Annotated in this window: 21 protein-coding genes; 9 read left to right on the top strand and 12 right to left on the bottom strand. The window is 65.6% G+C overall.

Features of this window, described 5'->3' with window-relative positions:
- Positions 1 to 493 (bottom strand): LLM class flavin-dependent oxidoreductase (locus EN738_RS16920; RefSeq protein ID WP_127284674.1); only part of this gene is annotated, 493 nt, incomplete at its 3' end.
- A 237-nt stretch (positions 494 to 730) separates the two neighbouring features.
- Between EN738_RS16920 and EN738_RS16915 the strand changes: the two genes are divergently transcribed.
- Positions 731 to 1,159 carry a DUF6481 family protein gene (locus EN738_RS16915; RefSeq protein WP_127284673.1) on the top strand — a complete coding sequence of 143 codons (429 nt, stop codon included), beginning with the start codon at positions 731 to 733 and terminating at the stop codon, positions 1,157 to 1,159.
- Between the two features lie 73 nt (positions 1,160 to 1,232).
- Here EN738_RS16915 and sugE read toward each other — a convergent pair whose 3' ends face one another.
- Both sugE and EN738_RS36765 read right to left on the bottom strand, forming a co-directional pair.
- A complete protein-coding gene (gene sugE / locus EN738_RS16910; protein ID WP_127284672.1) occupies positions 1,233 to 1,547 on the bottom strand; it encodes a quaternary ammonium compound efflux SMR transporter SugE in 315 nt (104 codons plus the stop codon).
- Between the two features lie 224 nt (positions 1,548 to 1,771).
- The gene (locus EN738_RS36765) at positions 1,772 to 1,897 is read right to left on the bottom strand and encodes a hypothetical protein (RefSeq protein ID WP_126059281.1); all 126 of its coding nucleotides are present in this window, start codon (positions 1,895 to 1,897) and stop codon (positions 1,772 to 1,774) included.
- A 278-nt stretch (positions 1,898 to 2,175) separates the two neighbouring features.
- Here EN738_RS36765 and EN738_RS16900 point away from each other — a divergent pair, with 278 nt between their 5' ends.
- Together EN738_RS16900 and EN738_RS16895 are read left to right on the top strand one after the other, a co-directional pair.
- Complete coding sequence (locus tag EN738_RS16900) at positions 2,176 to 3,141, top strand: cation diffusion facilitator family transporter (RefSeq protein ID WP_127284671.1); 966 nt, start codon at positions 2,176 to 2,178, stop codon at positions 3,139 to 3,141.
- A 64-nt stretch (positions 3,142 to 3,205) separates the two neighbouring features.
- A complete protein-coding gene (locus EN738_RS16895) occupies positions 3,206 to 3,610 on the top strand; it encodes a GFA family protein (protein ID WP_127284670.1) in 405 nt (134 codons plus the stop codon).
- A gap of 7 nt (positions 3,611 to 3,617) precedes the next feature.
- On the opposite strand, the gene EN738_RS16890 is transcribed toward EN738_RS16895, so the two are convergent.
- On the bottom strand, positions 3,618 to 4,859 hold the full coding sequence (locus tag EN738_RS16890) for a DNA recombination protein RmuC (protein WP_127284669.1): 1,242 nt from the start codon (positions 4,857 to 4,859) through the stop codon (positions 3,618 to 3,620).
- A 103-nt stretch (positions 4,860 to 4,962) separates the two neighbouring features.
- On the opposite strand from EN738_RS16890, the gene def reads away from it, so the two are divergent.
- The 4 genes from def to truA are packed head-to-tail and all read left to right on the top strand — an operon-like array spanning position 4,963 to position 7,713.
- Complete coding sequence (def, locus tag EN738_RS16885; RefSeq protein WP_127284668.1) at positions 4,963 to 5,493, top strand: peptide deformylase; 531 nt, start codon at positions 4,963 to 4,965, stop codon at positions 5,491 to 5,493.
- A gap of 5 nt (positions 5,494 to 5,498) precedes the next feature.
- On the top strand, positions 5,499 to 6,434 hold the full coding sequence (fmt, locus tag EN738_RS16880) for a methionyl-tRNA formyltransferase (RefSeq protein ID WP_127284667.1): 936 nt from the start codon (positions 5,499 to 5,501) through the stop codon (positions 6,432 to 6,434).
- Complete coding sequence (locus tag EN738_RS16875) at positions 6,431 to 6,937, top strand: N-acetyltransferase (RefSeq protein WP_127284666.1); 507 nt, start codon at positions 6,431 to 6,433, stop codon at positions 6,935 to 6,937. Before fmt ends, EN738_RS16875 begins: the two co-directional genes overlap by 4 nt.
- A 20-nt stretch (positions 6,938 to 6,957) precedes the next feature.
- Positions 6,958 to 7,713 carry a tRNA pseudouridine(38-40) synthase TruA gene (truA, locus tag EN738_RS16870; RefSeq protein WP_127284665.1) on the top strand — a complete coding sequence of 252 codons (756 nt, stop codon included), beginning with the start codon at positions 6,958 to 6,960 and terminating at the stop codon, positions 7,711 to 7,713.
- Here the strand turns inward: truA and EN738_RS16865 are convergent.
- Both EN738_RS16865 and dapE read right to left on the bottom strand, forming a co-directional pair.
- Complete coding sequence (locus EN738_RS16865; protein WP_127284664.1) at positions 7,710 to 8,315, bottom strand: transporter; 606 nt, start codon at positions 8,313 to 8,315, stop codon at positions 7,710 to 7,712. The genes truA and EN738_RS16865 overlap by 4 nt on opposite strands.
- Positions 8,302 to 9,507, bottom strand: a complete 1,206-nt coding sequence (gene dapE, locus EN738_RS16860; RefSeq protein ID WP_127284663.1) for a succinyl-diaminopimelate desuccinylase — start codon at positions 9,505 to 9,507, stop codon at positions 8,302 to 8,304. The genes EN738_RS16865 and dapE overlap by 14 nt, the downstream gene beginning before the upstream one ends.
- Before the next feature lie 116 nt (positions 9,508 to 9,623).
- On the opposite strand from dapE, the gene EN738_RS16855 reads away from it, so the two are divergent.
- On the top strand, positions 9,624 to 10,655 hold the full coding sequence (locus tag EN738_RS16855; RefSeq protein WP_127284662.1) for a 2-dehydropantoate 2-reductase: 1,032 nt from the start codon (positions 9,624 to 9,626) through the stop codon (positions 10,653 to 10,655).
- Here EN738_RS16855 and EN738_RS16850 read toward each other — a convergent pair.
- The 4 genes from EN738_RS16850 to dapD form a co-directional block, all read right to left on the bottom strand.
- Positions 10,630 to 11,331, bottom strand: a complete 702-nt coding sequence (locus EN738_RS16850; protein WP_127284661.1) for a hypothetical protein — start codon at positions 11,329 to 11,331, stop codon at positions 10,630 to 10,632. The two genes, EN738_RS16855 and EN738_RS16850, sit on opposite strands and share 26 nt — an antisense overlap.
- A 16-nt stretch (positions 11,332 to 11,347) precedes the next feature.
- Positions 11,348 to 11,725: a DUF805 domain-containing protein gene (locus tag EN738_RS16845; RefSeq protein WP_245478396.1), complete on the bottom strand. Its 378-nt coding sequence runs from the start codon at positions 11,723 to 11,725 to the stop codon at positions 11,348 to 11,350.
- Entirely contained in the window at positions 11,718 to 12,080 is a 363-nt protein-coding gene (locus tag EN738_RS16840) for a DUF805 domain-containing protein (protein WP_127284659.1), read from the bottom strand. Before EN738_RS16840 ends, EN738_RS16845 begins: the two co-directional genes overlap by 8 nt.
- Positions 12,081 to 12,152: 72 nt before the next feature.
- Positions 12,153 to 13,007, bottom strand: coding sequence for a 2,3,4,5-tetrahydropyridine-2,6-dicarboxylate N-succinyltransferase (gene dapD / locus EN738_RS16835; RefSeq protein ID WP_127284658.1), 855 nt, complete (start codon positions 13,005 to 13,007; stop codon positions 12,153 to 12,155).
- 144 nt (positions 13,008 to 13,151) lie between these two features.
- Between dapD and EN738_RS16830 the strand changes: the two genes are divergently transcribed.
- Positions 13,152 to 13,991 (top strand): LOG family protein, encoded by an 840-nt coding sequence (locus EN738_RS16830; protein ID WP_127284657.1) that lies wholly within the window; start codon positions 13,152 to 13,154, stop codon positions 13,989 to 13,991.
- A 37-nt stretch (positions 13,992 to 14,028) separates the two neighbouring features.
- Here the strand turns inward: EN738_RS16830 and EN738_RS16825 are convergent, their stop codons facing one another.
- Together EN738_RS16825 and EN738_RS16820 are read right to left on the bottom strand one after the other, a co-directional pair.
- On the bottom strand, positions 14,029 to 14,634 hold the full coding sequence (locus EN738_RS16825) for a response regulator transcription factor (protein ID WP_245494565.1): 606 nt from the start codon (positions 14,632 to 14,634) through the stop codon (positions 14,029 to 14,031).
- A 354-nt stretch (positions 14,635 to 14,988) separates the two neighbouring features.
- Positions 14,989 to 15,239: ATP-binding protein (locus EN738_RS16820; RefSeq protein WP_348629092.1), on the bottom strand; the 251-nt coding region annotated here is incomplete at its 5' end.

Below are 15,239 nucleotides of genomic sequence, written 5' to 3'. Positions count from 1 at the left end.
GATAGACGCCGCGGCCGTTGATCGGCGCGCGCAGGCGTCCTTGCCACGTCACCTTGACCTGGTCGCGGATGGCAAGCAGCAGGTCGAGCTTCTCGGCGAACAGCTCGTCATAGTCTTCCAGATTGAAGCCGAACAGCGGGAAGGATTCGATGAACGAGCCGCGCCCGGCCATGATCTCCGCGCGGCCGCCGGAAAGCAGGTCGAGCGTCGCGAACTGCTGGAAGACGCGCACCGGATCGTCGGAGGAGAGCACGGTGACCGCGCTGGTCAGCTTGATGCGCCTGGTGCGCTCGGCCGCCGCGGCCAGCGCCACGACCGGCGCCGACGCGGCATAGTCGGGGCGGTGATGCTCGCCCAGGCCGAACACGTCGAGCCCGACCTGGTCGGCCAGCTCGATCTCCTCGATCAGATTGCGCAGCCGCTCATGCGGGCCGATGGCGCCGGGCCCGGGCTCGGGGCTGACGTCAGCGAAAGTGTAGAGACCGAGTTCCATGCCGTGCCATCCTGATGCCTTGTTTCGATGTTTGTGCGTCGCGCTGGAGATAGCGATCCGCCCGCCGCGCCGCCAGAGGCGCGGACTGTGAACACTGCATGTCGGTTTTCGCGCGGGACTGTGGCGTCTCCCAGTTGCAACAGCCCAGAATTTCATGGCTGGCATACCGTTTTGGCGCTTGAACTATCGGTGTTCGCGCGTATGTAAGCGTCGCGAATTGACTTCAGGGAAGTGGACTTGGCTATCTACAGGGAAAAAGACATTTTCGAGCGGCGCAATGCCGCGAACGAGGCAAAGAAGGCGCTTCTGGAGCGCTTCAAGTCAAAGCCGGCCGCGGACGATCCCGCGGTGCTGGCGCGACAGGCCGAACGCAAGGCGATCCTCGAGGCGCGCGCGATACGCGAAGCCGAAAAGGCCAGGCTGAAGCAGGAAAAGCTGGCCCGCGAAGCGGCTGAGAAGGCCGAGCGCGAGGCAGCTGCCGAAGCGGCGCGCATTGCCGCCGAAGAGGCGGCTGCGGCGGAGGCCAAGATCCGCGAAGCCGAAGAGAACGATCGCATTTCGCGCGTGCTCGCCGACGAGGCCGAACGCAAGGCCAAGCGCGATGCGCGCTATGCCGCGCGCAAGGCGCGTGTCGGCCGGACGCCTCCGGGTTTCTCGGCCCGCTAACAGCGGTTTCGTTCGAAGAACAGGTTCAGGGTCGCCAGGGGCGGCCCCGAACGCGTTTGCCTCGCGGCTAACATCAGGCCACCAGCTTCAGGCCGACGATGCCGCAGACGATGAGGCCGATGCAGGCAAGCCGAACCACGGTCGCCGGCTCGCCGAGCAGCCAGATGCCGAGCAGCGCGGTGCCGACGGTGCCGATGCCGGTCCACACCGCATAGGCGGTGCCGACGGGCAGATCCTTCAGCGCCAGGCCGAGCAGGCCGAGGCTGACGATCATCGAGGCGACGGTCAGCACCGTCGGCACCAGCTTCGAGAAGCCGTCAGTGTATTTCAGGCCGATCGCCCAGCCGATCTCGAACAGGCCGGCGAAAAACAGATAGATCCACGACATCGGCAACGCTCCATTCGCTGCGTGCCCTCACGGCGCACGATCTTGCGAAACCGGCGCGCGGAGCAGCACATTCAAGCACGGGTCGTCCCGGCCGGGTTTTGGGAGGAGCGAGGTCGTCCTCGCCACGCTGATATCGGCGGTCCTCGGCCCCAATCAACAAAACACCGGCAGCATGGGTCCATGCCGCCGGTTGAAAATCCGCGCCAGGACGGATCAGCCGAGGCCTATTTGTCCTTGAGCCGCGTCGCCTTGACCGGCGGCGCCTTAAGGGCCGGGGCCGCGGCGGGCTTCTTCGCGTCCTTCTTTGGCTTACGGGCTTCCTTGCCCGCCTTCATCGCACCTTTAGCCATGATTCGTTCCTCCGATTGTGGGCAACGAAGTGAAACAAGAGAAAAGCCGGACTGCAAGAGGACATTGTCGGACGCGCGCAGCGGCCTGGCCGCTGTCAACCGGTTTTCGCCGGCGAATCGCCTGAGGAGCTCCGACGGCCCGATCGTTATTGCGCGTCATGACGAAACGGATTCGGGCGTCGCGCTTTAAGTCTTTGTCTTGATGCGTTCCCCCAAAACCGCGGCGCGATTTTGGACGACATGCATTAAGCTCCAGGCGTCAACCGGGACTTAGCGGCATGGCAGGGCATGGCGGATCGAAAAAGGTCATCTACGCGGCGCTTGCCGGCAATCTGGCGATCGCGCTGACCAAATTCGCCGCCGCGGCCTTCACCGGCAGTTCGGCGATGCTTTCGGAAGGCGTGCATTCGCTGGTCGACACCGGCAATGGCGGCCTGCTGCTCTACGGCATGCATCGCGCCGCCCGCCCGCCCGACCGCAGCCATCCGCTCGGCCATGGCCGTGAGCTCTATTTCTGGAGCTTCATCGTCGCCCTCCTCGTCTTCGCGCTTGGCGCCGGCGTGTCGTTCTACGAAGGCGTGGTGCACATCATGGCGCCGGAGCCGGTCGCCAATGTCAGGGTCAACTATGTCGTGCTCGGCCTCTCCTTCCTGTTCGAGGGCAGTTCCTGGTATGTGGCGCTGACCGCATTCCGCCGCGAGAAGGGCGGACTGGGCTGGTTCGAGGCGGTCCGGCTCAGCAAGGATCCGAGCGTCTATACGGTGCTGTTCGAGGACAGCGCGGCACTGCTTGGCCTGATCGTCGCCTTTGCCGGCATATTGGCGGCGGAAGTCTTTGCCATGCCCGAGCTCGACGGCGCCGCCTCGGTCGGCATCGCGCTGATCCTCGGTTCGACCGCGATCTTCCTGGCGCGCGAAAGCAAGGGCCTGCTCATCGGCGAGCCGGCATCGCCGGAGGTGCAGAAGAAGGTGCTTGCCATTGTGCAGCGGGATCCGGCGGTGCAGCGGGCGAACGGCGTTCTCACCGTCCACATGGGACCGCAAGAGATCGTCGCCGGTCTGAGCGTCGAGTTCGAAGACCATCTGACGGCGCCCGAGATCGAGGCCTGCGTGGAGCGGCTGGAAGCGCGGCTGAAAACCGAGATGCCGGAGATCACCCGGCTGTTCGTCAAGCCACAAACCACCGGGACCTGGGTACGCCGCCGCAAGCTGATCGACGCTGCCTCCGATCCGGCTTTGGACTAGCGCTGCGCTGTTGCCTCGCGGCCTTGTCCCGCTAAGATCGTCGCGAATTCTGGAGGAGATACCGATGAGGATTGACGGCGGGTGCCATTGCGGCGCCATCACCTATGAGGCCGAGGTCGACCCGGAAAAGACCTCGATCTGCCACTGCACGGACTGCCAGCAATTGACCGGCACAGCCTTCCGCGTGACGGTTCCAGCCCCGGAAACCAACTACCGGATCACCAGCGGCTCGCCGAAGGTCTACATCAAGACCGGATCCTCTGGCGCCAAGCGCGCGCAGGGCTTTTGCGGCGACTGCGGCTCCCATCTCTACGCGACCTCGGTCGGCGATGGGCCGAAGATTTATGGCATCAGGGCCGGTACGTCGCGTCAGCGCGAGGAACTGGTTCCGAGAAAGCAGGTCTGGCACCGCTCCGCATTGCAATGGTTGCCGGAATTCCACGATATGACGACCATCGAGGAACAGTAGAGCCGGTTCAGTCGCCGTCCTCGACAACCCGCAGCCTGAGCTGGCCGGTCTTGGAATCGGCCACCCGCGTCCCCGCTTCAGCCTTGCGCGGCGCCTCGGCTTCGCCTTCGCCGAACTCCAGCGCCTCGATCTTCTGGCCGCGCTTGGTCACTTTCGACGTCGAGACCAGGATGTCGTCGATGTCTTTCGCCGACTGGGTAAAATGCGTCTGCAGCCGGCGTACCCGCTCGTCGACACGCCCGACATCCTCCATCAGCCGGATCACCTCGCCCTGGATCAAATGCGCCTGCTCGCGCATGCGGGCGTCCTTCAGGATCGCCTGGATGACCTGGATCGACAGCATCAACAGCGACGGCGAGACGATGACGACGCGGGCCCGGTGCGCCTTCTGCACCACCGCCTCGAAATTCTCGTGGATCTCTGCGAACACCGATTCCGACGGAACGAACATGAAGGCGGTGTCCTGCGTCTCGCCCTGGAGCAGGTATTTGTCGGCGATATCGCGGATATGCACCTCGATATCGCGCCGGAAGGCCTGCGCCGCGGCCTTCTGCATCTCCGCGCCTTCGGCGGCGCGGATCGCGTTCCAGGCTTCGAGCGGAAATTTGGCATCGACGGCGAGCGAGGGCGCGCCGTTCGGCATCCGTACCAGGCAGTCGGGCCGGCTGCCATTCGACAGGGTCGCCTGGAATTCGTAGGCGCCATGCGGCAGGCCGTCGGCGACGATCGCCTCCATGCGCGACTGGCCGAAGGCGCCGCGCGTCTGCTTGTTGGAGAGGATCGCCTGCAGTTGCACGACCTGGCCGGCCAGCGACTGGATGTTGCCTTGCGCCGTGTCGATCACCGCCAGTCGTTCCTGCAGTTTGGCCAGGCTCTCATGCGTCGATTTGGTTTGCTCGGTCATGGTCTGGCCGATGCGGCCGGTCATGGCGTCGAGACGCTGGCCGATCGACTGGGTGAGCTCGGCCTGCCGCGCCCCGAACACTTCGGCAATTGCGCCCATGCGGCCCTGCATCTCGGCCTGCGCCTGCAAGATGCCGGCCATCCGCGCCTCGGCGTCGCGGGCATGGTCGGCGGCTTCCGCGGCTGCTATCGTCCGCGCCCTGGCCGAGCGCCACAGCGCGATGACCAGCGCAAGGAAGAGGCCGAGAAAAAGGACAGCGCCGAAGGCCAGCATATGGCCGAGCGTGATCGTGCTGGCGCCGAGCCGGGCCACGGGTTCGGAAAGGATGGAGCTCAGGTCGTTCATGCGGGCAGCATAGATGATTCGGCTCTCCGGCACAGATCAAAACGTGAACAGGGCGAAAGCGCCCCGGTTGACGCTTTTCGCATGACGTCTTAGGTGAGACGCCATGTCGATCAAGCCGCTCATCATCCTTCCCGATCCCGTCCTGCGCCAGCTGTCCAAACCGGTCGAGCGCGTCGATGCGCCCTTGCGCAAACTGGCCGGCGACATGCTGGACACCATGTATGACGCCCCCGGTATCGGCCTGGCGGCGATCCAGATCGGCGAGCCGCTGCGCATGCTGGTCATCGACCTCGCCAAGGAGGACGAGACGCCGGCGCCGCATGTCTTCATCAATCCGGAAATCCTCGAAAGCTCGGACCAGCGCTCGGTCTATGAGGAAGGCTGCCTGTCGATCCCGGATTACTATGCAGAGGTCGAGCGTCCCGCCGCGGTGCGGGTGAAGTATCTCGACCGCGACGGCAAGCTGCAGGAGATGCAGGCCGAAGGGCTGATGGCGACCTGCCTGCAGCACGAGATCGACCATCTCAACGGCGTGCTGTTCATCGACCACATCTCCAAGCTGAAGCGCGACATGGTGGTGAAGAAGTTCAAGAAGCTCGCCAAGGACAAGGCGCCGGGCAAGCTGGTGGGCTAGGGGTCATGCCCCTTCGCGTCATCTTCATGGGCACGCCGGAGTTTTCCGTGCCGACGCTGCGCGCGATTGCCGAAGCCGGCCATGAAATCGTCGCCGTCTACACGCAGCCGCCGCGTGCCGCCGGCCGGCGCGGGCTGGAGCTGACGCCGTCGCCCGTGCAGCGCGAGGCGGAGCGGCTGGGCGTCGAGGTCCGCACCCCGACATCGCTCAAGGGCGAGGCCGAGCAGCAGGCATTCGCCGCGCTGCGTGCCGATGTCGCCGTGGTCGTCGCCTATGGGCTTTTGCTGCCAAAGGCCGTTCTCGAGGCGGCCAGGCTCGGTTGCCTGAACGGTCACGCCTCACTTTTGCCGCGTTGGCGCGGTGCTGCTCCCATCCAGCGCGCCATCATGGCCGGCGATGCCGAGACCGGCATGATGGTGATGCGCATGGAGGAAGGTTTGGACACCGGTCCGGTGGCATTGGTTGAAAAATGCGCCATCGAACCCGATATGACCGCCGGCGAACTGCATGACCGTCTGATGGCTCAAGGCGCTTCGCTGATGGTGGAAGCGCTCGCGCAGTTGGGGATAAATTGTCTGACATTTGCCCAACAGGCGACTGTGGGGGTGACCTACGCCCGAAAGATCGATAAATCGGAGACACGCGTAGACTGGACGCGGCCTGCCGGCGAAGTCCACAATCACATTCGCGGCCTCTCGCCCTTTCCGGGCGCGTGGTGCGAGGTCGACATTGGCGGCCGCATGGAGCGGCTGAAACTGCTTCGCTCGACGCTCTCGGATGGCGTCGGCGAGTCGGAAGGAATTCTCGATGACCGGCTGACGGTCGCCTGCGGGTCAGGCGCGGTCCGGCTGGTCGAAGTTCAACGGGCGGGCGGAAAGCCCGCCGCCGCGCAGGAGTTCTTGCGCGGGGCCAAGATCGAAAAAGGAACGAAACTCTCATGAGCATGATGTCGATACGCGCGGCGACGCCGCGGGATCGCGAGGCGATCCGCCTCGTCGAAGAGCATGCCTTCGGCCAGCAGGCGGAGGCCGGACTGGTCGACGCGCTGGTCACCGGCGGCGATGCCGTCGTCGAACTGGTGGCGGAAGAGGACGGCCAGGTGGTCGGCCATATCCTGTTCTCCAGGCTTTTCGTCCAGAAGGGCGCCAAGCAGTTCGCGGCCGTGGCGCTGGCGCCGCTGGCCGTCGAGCCGTCCTTCCACGGCACCGGCATCGGCGGCGCCCTGATCCGCGAGGCGCATGTCCGCCTCAAGGAAGCCGGCGAGCGGCTTGCCGTGGTGCTCGGCGATCCGTCCTATTACGGCCGCTTCGGCTACACCCATGCGCGTGCCGAGAAATTCGAGAGCGAGTATCAGGGCGAGGCGCTGCAGGCGCTGGCCTGGGGCGATGCTCCCGAGGCCGGCAAGCTGGTCTACGCTTCGGCCTTCACCGCGCTTGCCGCCTAGGCGGCAAGCTACGGCCCTCTATGCCGCGTTTTCGCCTCGACATCGAATATGACGGCAGCCTTTTTGCCGGCTGGCAGCACCAGGCGGATCAGCCTTCGGTGCAGCAGGCGATCGAGCAGGCGATCGAAAAGTTCTGCGGCGAGGCGGTAAGGCTCCGCGCCGCAGGCCGCACCGATGCAGGCGTGCACGCCACCGCCCAGGTGGCGCATGTCGACCTGGTCAAAGCCTGGCCGGGCGACAAGGTGCGCGACGCCGTCAACGCGCATCTGCAGGCCGCCGGCGCTCGCATCGCCATCCTCAAGGCCGCCGTCGTCGCCGACGGCTTCGATGCCCGCTTCTCCGCCACCGGCCGCCACTACCTCTACCGCATCCTCAACCGGCGCGCTCCGGCGGCGCTGGAGAAGGGCAAGGTCTGGTGGGTGCCGAAGCGGCTCGACGCCGAGGCCATGCACGAGGCGGCCAAAGTGCTGCTCGGCCGCCATGATTTCACGACTTTCCGCTCGACCCAGTGCCAGGCCGAAAGCCCGGTTCGCACGCTCGATCGGCTCGACGTCAGCCGTTCGGGCGACATGATCGAGGTGCGGAGCTCGGCGCGCTCCTTCCTGCACAATCAGGTGCGCTCGATGGTCGGTTCGCTGAGGCGCGTAGGCGACGGCTCCTGGACCGCCGCCGATCTCAAGGCTGCGCTCGACGCCCAGGACCGCGCCGCCTGCGGCCAGGTGGCGCCGCCCGACGGGCTGTTCCTCGTCGGCGTCGATTATCCGGAAGGATACTAGCCCTCGACCCCCGTCGGGATGGTGATGCCGAGCAGCGCCTGCAGCCCGAACAGCACCGCCAGCGAGGCCACGAACATGCCGGCGAAGACCGCGGTGCCGACGGCGGCGCCCCTGCCGATCACGGCATTGGTCATGCGCCAGGTCAGTATCATCGAGACCGCGAACAGGAGCAGCGACACCAGCCCGGGGACCTCGTCGGTCGACGGCAGGAAAAGCCGGATCAGCGCCGACGGCAGCATCAGCCAGGCGATGATCGCCGACGCCCAGTTGCTGGCCACGACATAATGGACGAAACGGCCGCCAATGCCGACGCGCGGCGCGATCAGCGCCAGGCCGACCAGCGGCAGCACCCAGGAGCCGATATCGACGGTCGCCAGCCGCAGAAGCATGCTGAAGCGCCCGGCAAAGGCGTTCGGGTCGCCGATCTCGTTGGCGATGCCGACCCAGCCGACGATCAGCGCCGGCGCCGCCACGACGATGGCGAAGAAGGAATTCCAGAAACCGTCCGCCGACAGGTCGAGCAGGCGCAACCCGTCGACCTTGCCGAGCATCAGCCGCCAGGCGCCGGCCAGCGAGGCGTAGGTTTCATCAGCCGACAGCATGGTCCTGCCCGAACCAGTCTTCGATGAAGCGCTGATAGATCCCGGTCAGCGTTTCCAGATCGGCAAGCGCGACGCGTTCGTCGACCATATGCATGGTCTGGCCGACCAGTCCGAACTCGACCACCGGACAATAGTCCTTGATGAAGCGGGCGTCCGATGTGCCGCCGGAGGTGGAAAGCGCCGGCTTCCTGCCGACCGTCGCCTTGACCGAACCGCTCAGCGTCTCGATCAGCCGCTCGTCGCGGGTCAGGAAGACGTGGCTCGGCCGGTCGCGCCAGACGAGCTCGTAGTCGACCGGGGTCTTCTTGCCTGGCCGGTACTTCTTGCGCCCGGCCGCCTGGTCGAGGCGGTTGTGGATCTCGGCCTGGATGGTCTCGGCCGTCCACGTGTCGTTGAAGCGGATGTTGAAGGTGGCCGTCGCCTTGGCCGGGATGACGTTGGTGGCCAGATTGCCGACGTCGATCGAGGTGACCTCCAGATTGGTCGGCTGGAAATCGTTCGTCCCCTTGTCGAACACCGGATGGAGCAGGGCGTCGACCAGGCTGACCAGCCCGCGTACCGGATTGTCTGCAAGCTGCGGATAGGCGGCGTGGCCCTGGCGCCCGTTGACGGTCACGCTGCCGGAGATGGAGCCGCGCCGGCCGATCTTGATCATGTCGCCGAGCATGTCCGGATTGGTCGGCTCACCGACGATCGCGGCGTCCCATTTCTCGCCCTTGCCCGCCGCCCACTCGAGCAGCTTCACCGTGCCGTTGATCGCCGGCCCCTCTTCGTCGCCGGTGATCAGCAGCGAGACCGAGCCCTTCGGCCCGCCCGCCTTCTCGACATGGCGCGCCACCGCCGCGATGAAGCAGGCGATGCCGCCCTTCATGTCGACGGCGCCGCGGCCATACATTTCGCCATTGGCGATCTCGGCGGCGAAGGGCGGGTGCGTCCAGGCCGTCTCGTCGCCGACCGGCACCACGTCGGTATGGCCGGCGAACATCAGATGCGGTCCGTTGCCGGAGCGCCTCGCATAAAGGTTCTCGATGTCCGGCGTGCCGTCTTCCGAGAACACCGGACGCTCGACGGCGAAGCCGAGCGGCTTCAGCATCGTCTCCAGCGCGGCGAGCGCGCCGCCTTCGGCGGGCGTCACCGAGGGGCAGCGGATCAGGGCGGCAAGGTTTGCGGCAGGGTCGGTGGGCAATTTCATGGGCAAAGCGATAATCGAAAGCGAAAGGCCTGTCACGACCAGACGTCATGGCCGGCCATGGCGCCGACATTATGGTTTTCATGTCGTATAGTCGCAGACCAAGGTGAGACTATCGCATGGCCAGGGAAGAAAAGACCATCGCCATTGCCGGCGCCGGCAGTATCGGCTGCTATGTCGGCGGCTGCCTTGCGCTCGCCGGACGCAAGGTGGCTTTGCTGGCGCGCCCGCGCGTCGAGGCGGCGTTGCGCAAGGATGGCTTGCGGGTCAGCGACCTCGATGGCCGCGCCCGCCGCATCGCGCCCGCGGCGCTTTCCGTCACCGCCGATCCGGCTGAGGCCCTGGCCGGCGCCAATATCGTCCTGGTGACGGTCAAGAGCGGCGCCACCGAGGCGATGGCCGCGCTCATTGCGGCGCATGCCCGGCCGGACGCGGTGACGGTCAGCCTGCAGAACGGCGTCGACAATGCCGAGAAACTGCGGGCAAGGCTTGCCGGGCGACACGTGCTTGCCGGCATGGTGCCGTTCAATGTCGTGCACTCCCCGGATGAGGCGACGTTTCACGTGCATCGCGCCAGCGAGGGCAAGGTGATGATCGAGGACGGCGTGGCCGGCCTTGCCGGCCTGCTCGATGTCGAAGGGCTTGGCGTCGAAACCCATGCCGACATGAAGGCGGTGCTGTGGGGCAAACTTTTGATGAACCTCAACAACGCGCTGGTGGCGCTGTCCGATCAGCCGTTGGCAACCGAACTGGCCGACCGCCGCTGGCGGCTGATCCTGGCAGCCCAGATTGACGAGGCGCTGGCGGCGATGCGGGCATCGGGCATCCGGCCGGCGCGCATTGCCGGCCTGCGTCCGGCGCTGCTGCCCAAGGTGCTCGGCCTGCCCGACTGGCTGTTCCGGCGGCTGGCGCGCCGCATGCTGGCCATCGACCCCGAGGCGCGTTCGTCCATGTGGGACGACCTGCGGCGCGGCCGGCCGACGGAGATCGGCGAATTGCAGGGCGCGGTGCTCGCGCGCGCCGAACGCTCCGGCGTGCCGGCGCCGATGACGGAACGCGTCGCCGCCCTGGTACGCGAGGCCGAGGCGGCACGGCGCGGTCCGCCGGGGCTGGCGCCGGAAGCGGTCAGACCTGATCGTCGATCAGGGTGATCTTCTGCCAGATCTTGCGCGACAGGTTGGAGGCCAGGTTCTCGACGTCGTTGACGCCGTCGATGACCACGTCGTCATTGACCGACTGCGCGAACAGCGCCGCGATCTTGCCGGTGATCGACAGCATCTCCGAGCAATAGTCGAGGTAGCGGGCGAGGTCGGCGGCATTGGTGATGCGGGCCGGCGAATGCGAGGTCGGCTTGAAATTGGCCGACAGCGTCGCCGGGTCCTTGGTCAGCTGGTGCATGTCGATGACGTGGATCAGCGAGCGCAGGCCGTGCAGCTGGCGGAACACCTGCTTGCGCTTGATGCGCTCCTCGGTGCGGATGAGGGCCAGGAAGCCGACGATGGCGAGGATGAACATGTTGAGCGAGGCTTCGATGCCTTGCACCGACTGGACGGCGTCGCTGGTCCGCGAAAGCCGGTCGAGCGGCAGGATGGTGCCGACGAAGACGAACACCAGCGCGCCGGCGACGACGGCGGCGGCGATCAGGCCGCGCAGCCACCAGAGCGGCGCCTCCAGCGCCTTGGCGCCCTTTGCCAGGTCGCGCGACAGCGACACCAGTTCGGCGGCGACGCCGCGAAGGCCGGCGTCGGGAAAACGCTCGGCGACGCGCTCCTCCAGCCGTTCGGCGGTCTCGATGATCAGTTTCGGATCGAGCGTGCGGTAGCGCATGGCGAAAGATGGTCGCTCAGGAATCGGCCGGCGCGTTGGTGCGCCTGCCATAGCGGTTGGGCCCGGGCTGCCCCGGAAACAGGCACAGCACGAGGAAGGCGACGATCGAGACGACCGGCACGAACAGCACCAGCGCCGCGATGCCCGGCTTGTCGAGATCGTGCAGCCGCTTCACCGCCAGAACGATGTTCGACCAGAGCGAGCCGACGAAGGCGATCAGGAAGATGAACGACCACATGTTGCTCTCGGGCGAACCCTCCGGCACCAGCGTGAAGCGATAGAGCGGAAACGCCTGGACGATGGCGACCAGCAATCCGCCGAGAAAATAGGCCGCGCGGCTGACGCGGCCCGAGGTTTTGAAGAAAAGCCAGGTAAGGTCGGATTTTTCAGGCAAGCGGATCCGGTCCATACTGATTGGCGCCCCTGGTGCCCTCAAGGATGCCGAGTTCCACAAGCAACCAGATGCCGCCGATGATGGGTATGAGGCCGATCAGCGTCCACCAGCCCGACTTGTTACGGTCGTGCCAGCGTTTGGCGTAAAGAGCAAACGCGAAATAGATCGATGCCAGCGTGACGATGATGCCGATGATGCCAACCTGGCCGCCGCTGGCCGTGGTGAAACGAGTGCCGAGAATCGAATCGAGGATGAAGGCAACGATGCCGATGGCAATGAATATGCCGATGCCGGCCCAGAACTTGGCGCGGTTGATGCGGCCCTCGAAGCTGGTCAGAAGATACTTCCAGTCCATGACGCCCCTCCGTGTTGAACCCGCGCGACGGAATGTCGCGCCGGCGGAAGGTGCGTCTGTTCGCGGAAAAGATCAATCGCGAAGCAGCTCGTTGATCGACGTCTTGGAGCGGGTCTTGGCGTCGACCCGCTTGACGATGACGGCGCAGTAGAGGCTGGGGCCGGGTTCGCCATTGGGCAGCGGCTTGCCTGGCATCGAGCCGGCGACGACCACCGAATTGGCCGGCACTTCGCCATAGAAGACCTCGCCGGTGGCGCGATCGACGATCTTTGTCGACTGGCCGATGAACACGCCCATGCCCAGCACCGAGCCCTCGCGCACGATGCAGCCCTCGACCACTTCCGAGCGCGCGCCGATGAAGCAATTGTCCTCGATGATGGTCGGGCCGGCCTGCATCGGTTCCAGCACGCCGCCGATGCCGACGCCGCCCGAAAGATGCACGTTCTTGCCGATCTGGGCGCAGGAGCCGACCCCGACCCAGGTGTCGACCATGGTGCCCGAATCGACATAGGCGCCGACATTGACGAAGGACGGCATCAGCACGGCACCCGGCGCGATGTAGGCCGAGCGGCGTACGATCGACGACGGCACGGCGCGGAAACCGGCCTTCTCGAAATCCACCGCGCCCCAGCCCTCGAACTTCGACGGCACCTTGTCCCACCAGGCCGCCTGGCCGGGACCGCCCTTGATGATCTCCATCGGGTTCAGCCGGAACGAGAGCAGCACTGCTTTCTTCAGCCACTGGTTGACGTGCCACTTGCCGTCGGCCTGGCGCTCGGCGACACGGGCGGCGCCGCGGTCGAGCAGGTCGAGCGCGGCCTCGATGGCGTCGCGCGTTTCGCCCCGCGTCGCGGTCGAAATCGTATCGCGCTCGTCAAAAGCCTTCTCGATGGTCTTTTCGAGGCTCGCCAGATCGGGCTTCGACATCAATTTGCTCCGTTACCAAGCTGTTAAGGGGCAGCGCCTTAACCTGTTTCAAAGTCGCGCGGACCCTATGTGAAGGTCTGATAGGGGTCAATCGCGACTGCGTCACGGGACGGCGCAAGTGGAGAAAATGGACGGGTGGATTTGATGACTCCCATGGAAAAGGCGGGATGGACGCCGCTGCCGCATTCGGATGAGGATCTGGAGCGGGCAAAGAGCGTGCCGGATACGCCGCAGACACGCGCCGACACCTACAGGCTGGCCTGGAACGATCCCGACTTCATGACGCGTCGCGAATTGCGCGCCGTCAGGCTGCAGCTCGAGCTGCTGAAGCCGGAGATGATCCTCGCCGAGCGTGGCATCCAGTCGACCGTCATCCTGTTCGGCGGCGCTCGCATTCCGGAGCCCGGCGGCGACGCCTGGGCGGCGAAGAACGAGACGCAGAAGAAGAACCTCGAGCTGAACAGCCGTTATTACGAGGAGGCGCGCAAATTCGCCCGTCTCTGCTCGCAGCATTCGGCGGGGTCCTACTATCGCGAATTCGTCGTCGTCACCGGCGGCGGGCCTGGCGTCATGGAGGCGGGAAACCGCGGCGCCGACGATGTCGGCGCGCCGTCCATCGGCCTCAACATCGTGCTGCCGCACGAGCAGGCGCCGAACGCCTATGTGACGCCCGAGCTCTGCTTCAACTTCCACTATTTCGCCATTCGCAAGATGCATTTCGTCATGCGCGCCAAGGCCGTCGCGGTGTTCCCGGGCGGGTTCGGCACGATGGACGAATTCTTCGAGACGCTGACGTTGATCCAGACCGGCCGCATGGAGCGCGTGCCGGTGATCCTGTTCGGCAAGGCCTTCTGGCAGCGCGCGATCGATCTCGATTTCCTCGCCGAGCAAGGCACCATCACGCCCGGCGACCAGGACATCATCGATTTCGTCGACACCGCCGACGAGGCCTGGGCGATCATCAGCCGCTTCTACAATCTCTGACCGGCCCCGCAACTCGCCCCTGGGCCGACGCTGTCCGCTATTGCAGCTCGGCCAGCCATCCGACCGATTGCGCGAAGCGCACGATGGCCGCCCGGGAGTGGAGTTCGAGCTTGTCGGTTGCCCTGGTCCGGTAGGTCTCGATGGTCTTTATGCTGAGATTGAGCCGCGAGGAGATCTCCTTGTTGCTGTAGCCGAAGGCCACCAGCTGGATGACCGATCGCTCCCGTTCGCTCAAATTGCCGGCATCGCCTTGCACGCTGCTGCGTGGGCTGAGGATGCGCGCGACGTAGTTGTCGCCGGCCAGCACGCAGCGGATGGCTTGCAGCAGATCTGTGGTCGTCGACCGCTTGACCACAAACCCCCTGCCGCCCGCGGCCAGCACCTGACGCAGGCAGCCGGGATCCTCATGAGCCGTCAGCGCGATGCACTTGAGGCTGGGGTACCTTTCGAGAAGCCGCTCGATGAGCATGACCCCATTGACGCCAGGAAGCGAGATATCGATCACCGCGACGTCAGGCAGGGCCTTGCCGATGGTTTCGAGGGCCTCGTCCGCATTCGCCGCAAGTCCGACGATCGTCATGTCCACCTGGCCATCGATCATCGCGCCGATGCCGGACAGGACGATCGGGTGGTCATCAACCACGAATATCCTTCTGCGCGACACCCTTAACCTCCATCAGCCTGTCAAAGGTCCATCACGTGGAGAGATCCCCTTGCCCTTGATGGTTCATGACAGCTCGTCCCGAACGACGGGAGGAGCGGGTCTATGCCTGCAAACCCTGAGCGGGAGCAGTGGGTCGGACATCTCGTCGAACCCTCGCGCTGATTGTAAGCCGCAGCCAGTGGTCTCGGATGTGGCGCGCTTCACGTAGCCCGTCGCGAAGCTGGAGCGCTGTCGTGGTTTAGTTCAGGACCGTGTGAGAACAAATGCCTGGAGCGGATCACATTGCCGTCGACGATCGTGCCGGCTCGCGGCCCAGGCGGGGGCCTCAGTCCGTCAAGGCATATCGGCAAAGAGGGGCACATCGGCATAGAGGGTGGTCCCCCTATCCCTGGCCGTTTCAATCGACAGTTCGCCTCCGATCAGCGCGAGGCGCTCTCTCATTCCCGCAAGCCCCAGGGCGCGGGAGCCGAGCGTGGCGTCGGCATCGAACCCGCGGCCATCGTCCTCGATCGTAAGGCGCAGCCGGCGATCGCAGATATGGGCCGTCACGCTCGCGCGGCGCGGCTGAGCATGCTTGCCGATGT

Source organism: Mesorhizobium sp. M4B.F.Ca.ET.017.02.2.1 (assembly GCF_003998955.1).
In the GTDB taxonomy this organism is placed as follows: Bacteria; Pseudomonadota; Alphaproteobacteria; order Rhizobiales; family Rhizobiaceae; genus Mesorhizobium; species Mesorhizobium abyssinicae.
Note: the sequence above shows the minus strand (reverse complement) of the source record. Positions and strands in the feature narration are given on the sequence as shown.

Coding starts and splice junctions, on each gene's coding strand:
- EN738_RS16875 (WP_127284666.1), top strand. CDS start 6,431: ATGAGCATGATGTCGATACGCGCGGCGACGCCGCGGGATCGCGAGGCG.
- fmt (WP_127284667.1), top strand. CDS start 5,499: ATGCCCCTTCGCGTCATCTTCATGGGCACGCCGGAGTTTTCCGTGCCG.
- dapD (WP_127284658.1), bottom strand. CDS start 13,007: ATGTCGAAGCCCGATCTGGCGAGCCTCGAAAAGACCATCGAGAAGGCT.
- EN738_RS16890 (WP_127284669.1), bottom strand. CDS start 4,859: ATGAACGACCTGAGCTCCATCCTTTCCGAACCCGTGGCCCGGCTCGGC.
- sugE (WP_127284672.1), bottom strand. CDS start 1,547: ATGTCGTGGATCTATCTGTTTTTCGCCGGCCTGTTCGAGATCGGCTGG.
- EN738_RS16865 (WP_127284664.1), bottom strand. CDS start 8,315: ATGCTGTCGGCTGATGAAACCTACGCCTCGCTGGCCGGCGCCTGGCGG.
- EN738_RS16850 (WP_127284661.1), bottom strand. CDS start 11,331: ATGCGCTACCGCACGCTCGATCCGAAACTGATCATCGAGACCGCCGAA.
- truA (WP_127284665.1), top strand. CDS start 6,958: ATGCCGCGTTTTCGCCTCGACATCGAATATGACGGCAGCCTTTTTGCC.
- EN738_RS16895 (WP_127284670.1), top strand. CDS start 3,206: ATGAGGATTGACGGCGGGTGCCATTGCGGCGCCATCACCTATGAGGCC.
- dapE (WP_127284663.1), bottom strand. CDS start 9,507: ATGAAATTGCCCACCGACCCTGCCGCAAACCTTGCCGCCCTGATCCGC.
- EN738_RS16830 (WP_127284657.1), top strand. CDS start 13,152: ATGACTCCCATGGAAAAGGCGGGATGGACGCCGCTGCCGCATTCGGAT.
- EN738_RS16840 (WP_127284659.1), bottom strand. CDS start 12,080: ATGGACTGGAAGTATCTTCTGACCAGCTTCGAGGGCCGCATCAACCGC.
- EN738_RS36765 (WP_126059281.1), bottom strand. CDS start 1,897: ATGGCTAAAGGTGCGATGAAGGCGGGCAAGGAAGCCCGTAAGCCAAAG.
- def (WP_127284668.1), top strand. CDS start 4,963: ATGTCGATCAAGCCGCTCATCATCCTTCCCGATCCCGTCCTGCGCCAG.
- EN738_RS16855 (WP_127284662.1), top strand. CDS start 9,624: ATGGCCAGGGAAGAAAAGACCATCGCCATTGCCGGCGCCGGCAGTATC.
- EN738_RS16900 (WP_127284671.1), top strand. CDS start 2,176: ATGGCAGGGCATGGCGGATCGAAAAAGGTCATCTACGCGGCGCTTGCC.